At 62.8% G+C, this 12,453-nt stretch carries 14 protein-coding genes; 9 read left to right on the forward strand and 5 right to left on the reverse strand.

The window, feature by feature from the left end; genetic code table 11:
- Positions 1–45: 45 nt before the first annotated feature.
- On the reverse strand, positions 46–924 hold the full coding sequence (gene cynR / locus AC0R79_RS18755; protein WP_474731201.1) for a transcriptional regulator CynR: 879 nt from the start codon (positions 922–924) through the stop codon (positions 46–48).
- Between the two features lie 120 nt (positions 925–1,044).
- Here cynR and cynS point away from each other — a divergent pair, with 120 nt between their 5' ends.
- From cynS to AC0R79_RS18770, 3 genes are all read left to right on the forward strand, one after another.
- Positions 1,045–1,509, forward strand: a complete 465-nt coding sequence (gene cynS / locus AC0R79_RS18760) for a cyanase (RefSeq protein ID WP_011334741.1) — start codon at positions 1,045–1,047, stop codon at positions 1,507–1,509.
- 85 nt (positions 1,510–1,594) lie between these two features.
- A complete protein-coding gene (locus tag AC0R79_RS18765) occupies positions 1,595–1,831 on the forward strand; it encodes a DUF2790 domain-containing protein (RefSeq protein WP_007950572.1) in 237 nt (78 codons plus the stop codon).
- A gap of 11 nt (positions 1,832–1,842) precedes the next feature.
- On the forward strand, positions 1,843–2,502 hold the full coding sequence (locus AC0R79_RS18770; protein WP_007950573.1) for a carbonic anhydrase: 660 nt from the start codon (positions 1,843–1,845) through the stop codon (positions 2,500–2,502).
- Between the two features lie 48 nt (positions 2,503–2,550).
- Here AC0R79_RS18770 and AC0R79_RS18775 read toward each other — a convergent pair whose 3' ends face one another.
- Positions 2,551–4,053, reverse strand: coding sequence for an aldehyde dehydrogenase family protein (locus AC0R79_RS18775; RefSeq protein ID WP_127798500.1), 1,503 nt, complete (start codon positions 4,051–4,053; stop codon positions 2,551–2,553).
- A 69-nt stretch (positions 4,054–4,122) separates the two neighbouring features.
- A complete protein-coding gene (gene glsB, locus AC0R79_RS18780; protein ID WP_011334745.1) occupies positions 4,123–5,031 on the reverse strand; it encodes a glutaminase B in 909 nt (302 codons plus the stop codon).
- A 241-nt stretch (positions 5,032–5,272) separates the two neighbouring features.
- On the opposite strand from glsB, the gene AC0R79_RS18785 reads away from it, so the two are divergent.
- Complete coding sequence (locus tag AC0R79_RS18785) at positions 5,273–5,476, forward strand: HvfA family oxazolone/thioamide-modified RiPP metallophore (protein WP_039767107.1); 204 nt, start codon at positions 5,273–5,275, stop codon at positions 5,474–5,476.
- A gap of 57 nt (positions 5,477–5,533) precedes the next feature.
- Positions 5,534–6,049 carry an HvfX family Cu-binding RiPP maturation protein gene (locus AC0R79_RS18790; protein WP_236195080.1) on the forward strand — a complete coding sequence of 172 codons (516 nt, stop codon included), beginning with the start codon at positions 5,534–5,536 and terminating at the stop codon, positions 6,047–6,049.
- A 3-nt stretch (positions 6,050–6,052) separates the two neighbouring features.
- Here AC0R79_RS18790 and AC0R79_RS18795 read toward each other — a convergent pair whose 3' ends face one another.
- Positions 6,053–7,666 carry a L,D-transpeptidase family protein gene (locus AC0R79_RS18795; protein ID WP_474731205.1) on the reverse strand — a complete coding sequence of 538 codons (1,614 nt, stop codon included), beginning with the start codon at positions 7,664–7,666 and terminating at the stop codon, positions 6,053–6,055.
- Between the two features lie 151 nt (positions 7,667–7,817).
- Between AC0R79_RS18795 and AC0R79_RS18800 the strand changes: the two genes are divergently transcribed.
- The 4 genes from AC0R79_RS18800 (at position 7,818) to AC0R79_RS18815 (ending at position 11,032) form a co-directional block, all read left to right on the forward strand.
- Entirely contained in the window at positions 7,818–8,531 is a 714-nt protein-coding gene (locus AC0R79_RS18800; RefSeq protein ID WP_007950579.1) for a murein L,D-transpeptidase catalytic domain family protein, read from the forward strand.
- Between the two features lie 147 nt (positions 8,532–8,678).
- Positions 8,679–8,936: a DUF2790 domain-containing protein gene (locus AC0R79_RS18805; RefSeq protein ID WP_474731207.1), complete on the forward strand. Its 258-nt coding sequence runs from the start codon at positions 8,679–8,681 to the stop codon at positions 8,934–8,936.
- Positions 8,937–8,948: 12 nt separating this feature from the next.
- Positions 8,949–9,620: a heavy metal response regulator transcription factor gene (locus AC0R79_RS18810; protein ID WP_474731208.1), complete on the forward strand. Its 672-nt coding sequence runs from the start codon at positions 8,949–8,951 to the stop codon at positions 9,618–9,620.
- Positions 9,617–11,032: a heavy metal sensor histidine kinase gene (locus AC0R79_RS18815; protein WP_474731210.1), complete on the forward strand. Its 1,416-nt coding sequence runs from the start codon at positions 9,617–9,619 to the stop codon at positions 11,030–11,032. The genes AC0R79_RS18810 and AC0R79_RS18815 overlap by 4 nt, the downstream gene beginning before the upstream one ends.
- On the opposite strand, the gene AC0R79_RS18820 is transcribed toward AC0R79_RS18815, so the two are convergent.
- The gene (locus AC0R79_RS18820; protein WP_474731212.1) at positions 10,977–12,377 is read right to left on the reverse strand and encodes an MFS transporter; all 1,401 of its coding nucleotides are present in this window, start codon (positions 12,375–12,377) and stop codon (positions 10,977–10,979) included. The two genes, AC0R79_RS18815 and AC0R79_RS18820, sit on opposite strands and share 56 nt — an antisense overlap.
- Between the last annotated feature and the right edge of the window lie 76 nt (positions 12,378–12,453).

Below are 12,453 nucleotides of genomic sequence, written 5' to 3' on the forward strand. Positions count from 1 at the left end.
CTTCCGATAAGGAGCAGGCCCTTTTTTATTGCTCGCAAACAATGCTCATGAACGGGTTTGCAGCACCATCTCCATGAACGCCACCGATGCCGCACTGTGATAGTTATTCTGGCGCCGCAACAACGCCGCTCCCCGCTGCGGCGCCTCGCTCTCGACACGCAACCGACGCAATGCCCGGTCCTCGGTCGCAATCGCCTCCGGCAACATGGTCGCAATCGGCGCATGCCGGATCACTTCCAGCAACGTACTCACCGAATTCACCTCGATCTGCACCTTGGGCGTGATGCCGTTGTGGCGGAAGTACTCATCGATCGACAAACGCGTGAAGAAGTCAGGCGCCAGCAAGGCAAAATCCAGCTGCGCAATGTCATCCGGGGTCAGCACAGAAGCACTGTCATACAGCGGATGTTCACGCCCGACCATCACCCCCAACGTCTCGACAAACGCGGGAATGCACTCAATGTCCGGATTGCGCACCGGCGTGAAGGCAATCGCAATATCCAGCGAGTCATCCGCCAGCCCGGCCTCGATGTCATCCATCGACAACTCGAAAATCTCCAGGTGAATCCCCGGATACCGCGCCACGTAGTCGCGCACCAACGGCCCGACCAGGTACGCCATGAACGTCGGCGTCATGGCCAACCGCAACGAGCCTCGGGACAGATCCTTCACGTCATGCAATGCGCGCTTGCCCGCCTCCAGTTCCACCAGCACCCGTCGCGCGCATTCGATATAGGCCTGACCGGCGTCAGTGGGTTTGACCGAGCGCGAGGTGCGGTCGAACAGATCCACACCGAGGCTTTCTTCCAGTTGGCGAATCTGTTGCGACAGGGTCGGCTGCGAAACGTGCAGCGCCTCGGCCGCCCGGGTGAAGCCGCCGTGATCGGCCACGGCCAGCAGGTATCGCAAATGTCGCAGCAGCATGGGACGCTCCATCTATAGGCAGTGCTTATGCTTTGCATTGTATATCGGTCTTGGACGCTATTGATCAATCGGCAGAAGATGAATCCCACACAGCAAGCCAACCCCGAAAGGAGAAGCACCATGCAATCCCAAGCCTACAACGACAGCCGCATCGCCCTGACCACCCGCGCCCTGGATGCCAAGGCTCAGAAAAACCTGTCGTGGCAGGATCTGGCCGACGGCACCGGCCTGAGCCTGGCTTACGTCACCGCCGCCCTCCTCGGCCAGCATCCACTGCCGAAAGCCGCTGCCGAAGTGGTCGGCGACAAGCTTGAGCTGAGTGCCGAAGACGTCGCCGCCCTGCAGATCATCCCGCTGCGCGGCAGCCTCGACGGTGTGCCGACCGACCCGACCATCTACCGCTTCCACGAGATGATCCAGATCTACGGCACCACGCTGAAAGCACTGGTTCACGAGCAGTTCGGCGACGGCATCATCAGCGCGATCAACTTCAAACTCGACATCAAGAAAGTCGAAGACCCTGAAGGCGGTTCCCGCGCCGTGGTCACCCTGGACGGCAAGTTCCTCCCGCTGCGTCCGTTCTGATCCATCCCGGGCCCGCACCCCGCGTACGGGTCCCTCCAAAACCTGAATTGCCAAGTCGTCACCCCATCTGTCTGGAGGCTGCCCCATGCAAAAAATTCTGTTGACCCTGGCCCTGCTCGCCGGCCTTGCCGCCCAGGCCCAGGCTGATGAAGAGGCCGTCGCCTATCGCTACGGCATGTCTCTGGATATCGCTGAAGTCGTGAGCATCACCCCGGTTGCCGACGTCTGCGGCGTAGTGCCGGTCGAGATGACTTACCTCGACAGCCACGGCGCAAAACACATTCTTCAATACAGCGAATTCGGCTCCGGCTGTTCGAACTGAGAGGACACACCATGAAAAACCTGATCGAAGGCTTCCTGAAGTTCCAGAACGAGGCGTTTCCACAACGCACCGAACTGTTCAAACACCTGGCGACTACCCAAACCCCGGGCACCTTGTTCATCACCTGCTCCGACAGCCGCGTCGTCCCGGAACTGCTGACCCAGCAAGAACCCGGCGAGCTGTTCGTGATCCGCAACGCCGGCAATATCGTGCCGTCCTACAGCCCGCATCCGGGCGGGGTTTCAGCGACGGTGGAATACGCGGTAGCCGTGCTCGGCGTGACCGACATCGTGATCTGCGGCCACTCCGATTGCGGCGCGATGACCGCCATCGCCCAGTGCAAATGCATGGATCACCTGCCCGCCGTCAGCGGCTGGCTGCAACACGCCGAGTCGGCGAAAGTGGTCAACGAATCGCGGCCGCACGCCAATGACGCAGCGAAGCTGAGTTCGATGGTGCGGGAAAACGTGATCGCGCAACTGGCGAACATCCAGACTCACCCGAGCGTGCGCCTGGCCCAGGAGAAAGGCCTGCTGAATCTGCATGGCTGGGTGTACGACATCGAGACCGGCTCGATCGACGCGCTGAGTGCCGACCGCCGCACCTTTGTCTCGCTGGCCGAGCAACCGTCGACGTGCGCGGTGTACGGTCAGGCAGTCGATGCTGCTTGAAAACACAACGCCGCGCCCGTCATTGCGACGGGCGCGGCGTTGTTCTGTTCAGCGTTTCACGCCCAGATCGATCTGCGTCATGCGGCTGCGGACAGTGAACACGCCGTCGCCGGAGAGGATCGCGCTGCGGGCAAACAGGCGGCCGCTTTCCCAGTTCGAAAGCCCCAGTTCCGGCTTGTTCAGCGCGTACTGGCCATCGACCCAACGGGTAATGCCGTTGCCCACGAACGGCGCGTTGACCGCGCTGTAGAAACGCTCCTGAACCGCCGCGTCTTCGCTGATCAGCGACACCGTGAACTGCGGGCTGTAGCGGTTGAACAGCGCGATGGCCTGATCCAGATCGTCGACGATCATCAGACTGGTTTCCGGGGTTTCTTCCCATTCCCACTCGCGGCCCAATTGCGCTTCCGGCAAGGGTTCGGCCAGGGCTTCGGTCTGGTAACCCTCGGCGCGATAGACCTCGACGGTCGCGTTCTGCCAGTCACTCGGCAGATAGCTTTCGCTGCCTTCGACGATGTGCAATTTGCAGCCCTGACCGCGCGCCGTACCGGCCTGCTGCAAGGCATCGAGGAACAGCGGCACCAGTTCGGTCGCTCGCTCGCGCTGGATCAGGCAGACGTTCAGCGTGTTGCAGACCTTGCGATCCAGCGAGTTGCGCACCACGGCAGCAAAGCGCTTGGCGTCGGCATCGCGATCGGCAATCAGCCACGCGCCACCGGTGCCGTGCAGGCTGACAGCGGTGCCGGCCTGCTGGGCGATGCTGCCCAACTGACTGACCGCACGCCCAGAACCCCGTGCCACCGCCAGCGACAGACGCCGGTCGGCGAACATCGCCCAACCGGCGGCGTGATTGACGCTCTCCACCAGCGACACCGCGCCCGCCGGCAGACCGGCATCGGCCAACGCCGGGTTCAGGGCGTGAGTGACGATGGCTTGCGCGGTGCCCAGCGCGTCGCTGCCAATGCGCAGCACGGCGGTGTTGCCGGTGCGCAATACACCGGCGGCGTCGGCGAAGACGTTTGGCCGGCCTTCGAACACGAATGCGACGATACCCAGCGGCGACACCACCTGCTCGACCTTCCAGCCGTCATGCTCGACGCTGCTGATCACTTTGCCACGGGTGGCCGGCGCATCACGCCAGGCGCGCAGGCCGGCGATCATGTCGCGGCGCATGCGCTCGTCGGCGAGCAACCGGGTAGTGGAACGACCGCGAGCCTTGGCTCGTTCGATGTCGGCGAGGTTGGCGGTTTCGATCAGGGCCCAAGCGTCCGGGTTTTCCAGGCGTTGCGCGAACAGATCGAAGAAGCGGCTGATGGCCTCATCCGGCACAGCGGACAACGCGGTAAACGCCGCCGCTGCACGCTCGATCGCCACTGATGCGGCCTGCTGATCCACCACCGGAATCAGCAACAGCTCGCCGCTCACCTGCTCCACCAAAAGGTGGTCGCCGGGTCGGAAACGCTCGGCCAGTTCGGGGCTGACCACGGTGACGCGGTTACCGGCGAAAGGGATAGGCGTGCCAGCGACGAGACGTTCGAGCGCGAGAGACATGGAGCGGATTCACCATATTGAGGGCGGCCGGAAAATGTATAGGTTGGCCTCCCTCAAAGCAACACGGCCTCAGAACACCGACCAGCCGATCCGCGAACTGAGCATTTCCAGCGCCGCCATCCCCGCCAGCGAGTTGCCCGCCGTGTTCAGTTCCGGCGACCACACGCACACCGTGAACTGCCCCGGCACCACCGCAACGATGCCGCCACCGACGCCGCTCTTGCCCGGCAGACCGACGCGATAGGCGAAGTTGCCCGCCTCGTCGTACAGGCCGCTGGTAGCCATGATCGAGTTGACTTGCTGGGTCTGGCGGCGAGTAAGTATCTGCTCGCCGCTGTGCTTGCAGAAACCGTCGTTGGCCAGAAAACAGAACGCCCGGGCAAGATCGATGCAGTTCATGCGCAACGCGCAGTGGCTGAAGTAGCTGCGCAGCACCGCTTCCACGTCGTTGTGGAAATTGCCGAAGGATTGCATCAGGTACGCCATCGCAGCGTTGCGTGCGCGGTGCTGGTATTCGGAATCGGCGACCTTGCCGTCGACCATCACCTGCGGGTTGCCCGACAACCGTCGCACGAAATCGCGCATCGACAATGCCGGCGCCGCAAAGCGCGACTGGTTGATGTCGCAGATCACCAGCGCCCCGGCATTGATGAACGGATTGCGCGGACGGCCGCGTTCGAACTCCAGCTGCACCAGCGAGTTGAACGGCTGGCCGGACGGCTCGTGGCCCAGGCGTTCCCAGATCGCCTCGCCGGAATGTTCGATGGCCTGCACCAGGCTGAACACCTTGGAAATACTCTGCACCGAGAACGGCGTCTCGGCGTCGCCGGCGCAATACATCTCGCCGTCGTTGCCATACACGGCGATGCCCAGTTGATTGGCCGGCACGGTGCCGAGGGCGGGAATGTAGTCAGCCACCTTGCCCTGCCCGATCAGGGGCCGGACAGCGTCAAGGATCTCGTTCAACAGCGCTTGCATGCCGGGTCTCGAAGTCTCGCCCCATGGGATTGTGGGGACACCGTGGCTAGACGCTGCGCCCGGCAATCGAATCACACCGGCGCTCTGTATCTCAGTGTGTACGGCCCGACGCCCGACACATCCCGCGCACAAATCCGGCCCTTCGCGACACATCAGCGATACAGCCCGGCGTTCAAATGAACCTGTCGATCGGCAGCCCCGATCAAGCCTTTGAACTCACCTATCGCATCGGAGATTCAACATGACCAAGCGCTCGAAAACCTCCTTGACTCTCGGCCTGCTGCTTGCCGGTGGCCTGGCCCTGTCCAACGCGGCTTCGGCTTCTGAAGCGTTCAGCGTCAAGCAACTGGATCACGGTTACAGCCAGACCCAGGCCAAGGCCGACTCGGCGGAAAAAACCTCGGAAGGCAAATGCGGCGAAGGCAAGTGCGGCGCCGGCGAGTAACCCTTTTCACGGGGCACGTTGGTGCCCCGTTTTCTTTCGAATGAATGGAGCCTTCCCATGACCACAGCTCTCTCGTCGGCCGTCAAAGGCCTGCATGTGAACCTCGACCGTGCCGGCCAATGGCTCGCGCCGCTGACCTTGCGCCTGTTCATCGCCTGGGAATTTTTCGAATCGGGACTGGAGAAATTCAACGGCCAGAACTGGTTCGAAGACATTCAGGAGCGGTTCCCGTTTCCCTTCGACCACTTGCCCGCCACGCTGAACTGGGAGCTGTCGATGTGGGCCGAGCTGATCTGCGCGCTGGCGATCCTGATCGGATTCGGCACGCGGATTTCGGCGATTTCGCTGATTGTCGTGACCGTCGTTGCCACCGCTGCCGTGCACTGGCCGGCGGACTGGTCTTCGCTGAGTGAACTGGCCCAGGGCTACGCGATCACCAACAAAGGGTTCGGCAACTTCAAGCTGCCGGCGATTTATTTGGCTGCGCTGGTGCCGCTGGTGTTTGCAGGGGCAGGCAAGTTGAGCGTGGATGCGTGGCTGGCGCGGTTCTTCTGGAAACGCGCCAGCCGCTGAGGATCAATGCGCCCGGTCAAGCCCAGCCAGCAACGCACTGTCCCGGCTGTAGATGTCCGGCGCGTAGAGCACGCGACCCTGGCCGTCGACCTGTGCCGTCCAGTACGTCATGAGGATCGGCACCGGATTGCTCAGGCGGAATTCATGGGTGGTGCCGGTGGCGAGCAAGGTGTCGGTGCGCGCCTTCTCCGCCGGGCTGAGCAGGAAATCGCGCAGCTTCATCGGATGCTCGACCCGCACGCAGCCGGAGCTGAACGCCCGTGGCCCCTTGTCGAACAGCGCCTTGCTCGGCGTGTCGTGCAGGTACACCGAGAACGGGTTGGGGAACCGAATGACCATCTGCCCGAGCGGGTTACGCGGCCCGGCATCCTGACGCAGGAGGATGTTGCCGGGGTTGTCCCAGTCGATGTCGGCGGCGGCCAGCGGCTGGCCGTTGGCGTCAAGCACTTGCAGGTTCTGGCGGCTGAGGAAGGTCTGGTCCTTGCGGATTTCCGGCAGCTTGTCTTCCTTCCAGATGGTCGGCGGCACGGTCCAGGTCGGGTTCAGGGTCAGGCGCGTGACCCGGGATTTGAGCAGCGGGGTCTGGCGTTCGGCGCGCCCGACCTGGGTTCGGGTCTGCCACACCGGCATGCCACCCTGATAAAGCGTCAGCTCGGCAGCGGCGACGTTGACCAGCAAACCGTCCGGCTCCATGTCCTGGGCCATCCAGCGGAAACGTTCAAGATTGACCCGTAACTGTTCGCGACGGGTTAGCGGGCTGATGTTGAGTTCGGCAATCGTCCCCGGACCCACCACCCCGTCGGCCTGTAACGAATGGTTGGCCTGAAAGCTCTTCACCGCCTCCACCAATACGCCGTGATAAGCGTTGTCCGGCGTGCCGACCACACTGCTCAGATAACCTTCGCTGTACAACCGGCGAGCCAGTTCCGGCACGCGCTTGTCTTCCATGTCCGGACGCAGCAACGGGCCGTTGCCCACCGATGTCCACTGCGGCAAGGCTTTCAGGCGTTGAGCTGCGTAGAGATGACGCAGGTTCTGATACTGCGCCAGCTGCGGGCGGGCCAGATCGAAGGCTGCCGGAACGTTGTGCACACCCGGTACGGCGATGGCGAGCAATTCGGCCTGCCGGTCGCGTGGCGTTTCGTCGGAATGCCAAAGGGGTTCGAAGTGCGATTGCAGCAGGCGACCGTAATGCAGATCCTGCAGGGCTTGCAGGTAGTAACGGCTGATCTCGATGTCGGCGCACAGTTCGCCGTCCTGCGGAGCGGTGAGCGCCACCGGATAGCGTTTCGGGTTCAGGCCATCGTCGGCCAACAGCTGCAATTGCGCATGCAAGGCCGGCAATTGCCCGCCATCGGCCCACACCGGCAGCCAGTCCTGCTGCTGGTAGAACGCGCGCAACTGATCCAGCGCCGGGCCGCTGAGGCTGGTGCCGATCGTCGGGCACGCCTGGGGCAGGCTGATCAGCGCAGCCTGCAACGGGCTCTGCGGCTCGATGGGCATTTCCGTCGGCACGGGCGGCAGCGTCGGGAGTCCCGGCAACGGCTCTTCGGCGCAAGCGACAAACGGCGCAGCGAGCAAACAAATGCTCAAGTAGCATGCGTACTTTTTGAACAACTGCTTTACTCCAATCCATGGCCGTCTTGATTGACGGTCAACCTTACCTCAGGTGCGGTGAACAGTCAGGCCCGATTCGCGGGCTTGCCGGGAACGACTGGACGTCAGGAGCCTAAGTGCCAAACAAGTAGCAAGTGGAGACTCACGTTAAATGTTGACGTTTTTGCGCCGACTTCTGCTGACTGCCACCGCCATTGGCGTGCTGACCAGTCCAGCCTTTGCCGCCGGCACCTCTTCGCCGGTTCTGTACACCAGCCTCGCGCACGCCGCTCCGGAACTCAATCCCCAGGCGCTGAAAGGTGCCTTGAACGCCATGCAATGTGCGATCAACAACGGCGCGAAGCAGTCCCGTCACCTGGCGATCATCGACTATTCGCAGCCGTCCACCGAGCGTCGGTTGTGGATCTTCGACCTGACCCGGAAAAAACTGGTGCTGCGCGATCTGGTCGCCCACGGTTCGAACTCCGGGGAAAACTTCGCCACCCGATTCTCCAACCGTGAAGGCAGTTTTCAATCCAGCCTCGGCCTGTTCCGCACCCAGGAAAGTTACCAGGGCACCCACGGTTACTCGCTGCGCATGGACGGTCTGGAACCGGGTGTCAACGACATGGCCCGCGACCGCGCCATCGTGATCCACGCCGCCGACTACGTGAACCCGTTCTGGAGCAAACGCACCGGCCGTCTGGGCCGCAGCCAGGGTTGCCCGGCGGTGCGACCGCAAGTTGCCAAACGGGTGATCGACAGCCTGAAGAATGGCCAATTCATGTTCTCCTGGTACCCGGATCAGCAGTGGCTGAAATCCTCGCCGTACCTCAACTGCCAGCCACAACAGATCGCGAGCATTCTCAGCACGCACGCCAGCTGAATACTCTGTGGGAGTGCGCTGGCTCCCACAGGTTCGGTTTATTACAGATTTGTCATCGAGTTGTCGGTTTGCCGAGCGGATCGCCCGGTAGCTTGAAGTTGTCCCGGCCAGAACGCCGATCAACTTCAACGACTCGAGTGACCCATCATGAAAACCCTGATCCTCGCCTTCACCGCCCTCCTCGCCACCGGTTCCGTGTTTGCCGCTGAAATGCCTGAGCGCACAGTCATTCACGACACCAACGGCTTCTACGTGCACCTGGATGTCGACAAAGTCCTCTCCAGCACCGATATTTCCCAGGCTTGCGGCGTGATCCCCGCGCAGCTCAACTACCTCGACCACCAGGGCCGTGAACATGTGCTGGACTATCAGGTGCAAGGCAGCGGCTGCATCGATGACAATTGAGGCACAGTGCCCATGAATATCCTTGTTGTCGAAGACGAACCCAAGGCAGGCAATTACCTGCTCAACGGCTTGCAGGAACTGGGCTACAGCGTGAGCCTGGCCCGGGACGGCGCCGACGGTCTGCACCTGGCGCTGGAGTTCGACTTCGACGTGATCGTGCTGGACGTGATGATGCCGAAAATGGATGGCTGGGAAGTCCTGCGCCGGCTGCGCAAGGAAACCGACACGCCGGTGCTGTTCCTGACTGCCCGCGACGACATCGCCGACCGGGTCAAAGGCCTGGAACTGGGCGCCGACGATTACCTGATCAAGCCGTTTTCCTTCGCCGAACTGGTGGCACGCCTGCGCACCCTGACCCGGCGCGGGCCGATCCATGAAGAAGAACAATTGCAGGTGGCCGATCTGCAGATCGACGTGCTCAAACGTCGGGTCAGCCGCGCCGGCAACCGGATCACCCTGACCAACAAGGAGTTTGCCCTGCTGCAACTGTTCGCCACCCACACCGGCCAGGTGCTGTCGCGCTCGCTGATCGCCTCGCGGGTGTGGGACATGAATTTCGACAGCGACACCAACGTGGTCGATGTCGCCGTGCGCCGCCTGCGGGCGAAGATCGACGATCCGTTCCCGCTCAAGCTGATCCACAGCGTGCGCGGCATCGGCTACCGCTTCGATACCCACCCATGAAAATCGCCGGCACTTATTCCCTGACCTTGCGTCTGGCGCTGGTGTTCGCCGTGCTCGCCTTCGCCGCGCTGGCAGGCCTGGGCGCGGCACTTTACAACCAGCTGGAAGAGCAACTCACCCGCCGCGACGACATCCAGTTGGTCAGCCGCATCGATCAATTGCGCACCATCCTCAACGACAGCAACACCCTGGAATTGATCAAGACCAAACCGGCGCTGTTCCAGAACATGCTGGGCAACCGCGAAGCGCTGCTGACCATCGGCGCGCCGGGGCAACCGCCCTTGTTCGTGGTCAACCCCAGCGACCTGGCACTGCCGAACGTGCCCGCCGTGCCGGTCGACCATGTCATGGCCCTCAACGACGTGCAGCATCTGCCAAGCCTCAACGGCGTGCCGTTCTCGGCGGTGGCGGCCAGTATCGACTCCGGCGACCAGGGCAATCTGCAGGTGCTCATCGCCAAGGTGATGACCGAGCGCACGGCAATGCTCGCCAATTACCGGCTCAGCGTGTACGGCCTCGCATCATTGGCCGCGATTGTGCTGGCGCTGGTCGGCTGCCTGCTGGTGTATCGCGGCCTGCTGCCGTTGCGGCAGATTGCCCGGCATGCCCACGGCATCGGCATCGCCAACCTTGGCGAACGTCTCGACCGCCAAGGCACACCCCGGGAATTGCAGCCGATGATCGAAGCCTTCAACGCGATGCTGGACCGGCTCGACCGAGGGGTTGCGCAACTGAGTCAGGTCTCCACCGACATGGCCCATGAGCTGCGAACGCCGATCAACAACCTGCTCGGTGAAACCCAGGTTGCCCTGCAACAGAACCGCAGCGTCGACGCCTATCAGCAGTTGCTCGCCTCCAACGTCGAAGAACTCGAACGGCTGGCGCGGATGCTCGACAACATGCTGTTTCTCGCCCGCACCGATCCGGCCAGCGCGCTGAGCCAGCGGCAGGAACTGGACGCCGGCGATGAGATGCAACGCATTGCCGATTACTTCGAAGGCCTGGCCGCCGATGTCGGCGTCACCATCGAGGCCAGTGGCAGCGGTGTGATCTGGGCCGAGCCGATGCTGCTGCGTCGGGCCCTGGCCAACCTGTGCGCCAACGCGATCAAGTACGGCGAAGCGGATTCGACGTTGCAGGTCGAAGCCATCGCCGAAGCGGACGGCAGCTACCTGCGGGTACGCAATCAGGGCGCGACCATTCCGGCGGAACATCTGTCGCGGTTGTTCGAGCGCTTCTACCGCGTCGATCCGTCCCGCGAGCGCTCCGCCCAATCCAACGGACTGGGCCTGTCGATTGTCGCGACCATCATGCAATTGCATCAAGGCCGCTACAGCGTCAGCAGCGCTGATGGTGTTACCTGCTTTGAACTGTTCTTTCCGGCACGGGAGACGCGAGACGCAGGTGCGTGAAGGCACCGAGCGCAAACGCCGCGAACATCAACGCCGTGGCCACACCGAAGGTCATGTGCAAGCCGCCTGCGATAACCGCGGCCGGCGCCTGAGTCGGATCGTCCGTGGCCAGGGCGAACACCGCGCCCATCGCCGCCGCCCCGGTGATCAACCCCAGGTTGCGCGACAGCCCGAGCATGGCCGAGACCACACCGCGCTGATCCTGAGCAACGCCGGACATCAACCCGGTGTTGTTGGCGGCCTGGAACAGCGCATAACTCAAGGCCACCACCGTGATCGGCAGCACGTATGCAAGCACTCCGAAACTCACCGGAAACAGCGCCAACAAACCGCAACCGCAAGCCAGGCCGAGCAACGCACCCGGCACCATTCGCCGCGCGCCGAAACGATCCACCAGCCGCCCGGCCGGTACGCCGCTGAACGCCGCCAGCAACGGCCCGATCGACAGCACCAGTCCTACCTGCGTGCTGGTGAGACCCAGGCCTCGGCTCAGGTAAAACGGCCCGACCACCAGCGTGGTCATCATCACCGTCGTCACCAGCAAGGTCAGCGCCAGACTGCTGCTGATTCGCGTGTCGGTGAACAATGACAGGTGAATCAGCGGCGCCTTGCTCCGTTTCTCGACCAGGATGAACAACCCCACACCCAACAGGCTGAGCAACAGCAACGTCGGGGTGAGTCCTTCAATCGTCATCGCCAGCGCATAGGCCGCCAGCGTCAGCATCAGTACGGCGGTGCCGGGATAATCAAATGCAACACCCGAACGTACGATTCGATCCTTCGGCAGATAGCGATACACCAACCACGCATTGAGCAATCCCAACGGCACGTTGATCACAAAGATCGACTGCCAGCCGACATGCGCCATCAATAATCCACCGAGCGACGGCCCGAGGGTGGTGCCGGTGGCCGACATCGTGGCCAGCAAGCCCATCGCACTGCCGGCCCGGGATTTGGGCACCGCATCGGCCACCAATGCCACCGTCAGCGCGAACATGATCGCCGCGCCCAGGCCCTGCACCGCCCGCGCGCCAATCAGCCAGGCCAGGCTCGGCGCCAGTGAGCAAGCCAGCGAAGCGGCAGTAAAAATGCCGATGCCGATCAACAGCAAGCGCCGCCGCCCGAAGCTGTCACCCAGCCGCCCGACGCTGACAATCAACGTGGTGACCGCCAGCAGATAGGCCAGCACGATCCACTGCACCTGTTGAAACGTCGCATCGAACGCCGCCGCCAGCGTGGGCAATCCGGCGTTGGCGATGCTGGTGTCAAGAGACGGCATCAGCATCGACAGCGCCAGACTGGTCAGCGCCCAGCGGGCTGAAGGGCTCAGGGGTTCTCGGTGCATGGGGGGCTCACTGGGCAGAAGTCATGCGACATAGCCTGAGCCTCGACAATACGAGGCGCAAGACGCATGCTTTGCA

Source organism: Pseudomonas sp. HD57-3 (assembly GCF_056113135.1).

Coding starts and splice junctions, on each gene's coding strand:
- AC0R79_RS18765 (WP_007950572.1), top strand. CDS start 1,595: ATGCAAAAAATTCTGTTGACCCTGGCCCTGCTCGCCGGCCTTGCCGCC.
- AC0R79_RS18815 (WP_474731210.1), top strand. CDS start 9,617: ATGAAAATCGCCGGCACTTATTCCCTGACCTTGCGTCTGGCGCTGGTG.
- AC0R79_RS18770 (WP_007950573.1), top strand. CDS start 1,843: ATGAAAAACCTGATCGAAGGCTTCCTGAAGTTCCAGAACGAGGCGTTT.
- cynS (WP_011334741.1), top strand. CDS start 1,045: ATGCAATCCCAAGCCTACAACGACAGCCGCATCGCCCTGACCACCCGC.
- AC0R79_RS18810 (WP_474731208.1), top strand. CDS start 8,949: ATGAATATCCTTGTTGTCGAAGACGAACCCAAGGCAGGCAATTACCTG.
- glsB (WP_011334745.1), bottom strand. CDS start 5,031: ATGCAAGCGCTGTTGAACGAGATCCTTGACGCTGTCCGGCCCCTGATC.
- AC0R79_RS18805 (WP_474731207.1), top strand. CDS start 8,679: ATGAAAACCCTGATCCTCGCCTTCACCGCCCTCCTCGCCACCGGTTCC.
- AC0R79_RS18785 (WP_039767107.1), top strand. CDS start 5,273: ATGACCAAGCGCTCGAAAACCTCCTTGACTCTCGGCCTGCTGCTTGCC.
- AC0R79_RS18820 (WP_474731212.1), bottom strand. CDS start 12,377: ATGCACCGAGAACCCCTGAGCCCTTCAGCCCGCTGGGCGCTGACCAGT.
- AC0R79_RS18790 (WP_236195080.1), top strand. CDS start 5,534: ATGACCACAGCTCTCTCGTCGGCCGTCAAAGGCCTGCATGTGAACCTC.
- cynR (WP_474731201.1), bottom strand. CDS start 924: ATGCTGCTGCGACATTTGCGATACCTGCTGGCCGTGGCCGATCACGGC.
- AC0R79_RS18775 (WP_127798500.1), bottom strand. CDS start 4,053: ATGTCTCTCGCGCTCGAACGTCTCGTCGCTGGCACGCCTATCCCTTTC.
- AC0R79_RS18800 (WP_007950579.1), top strand. CDS start 7,818: ATGTTGACGTTTTTGCGCCGACTTCTGCTGACTGCCACCGCCATTGGC.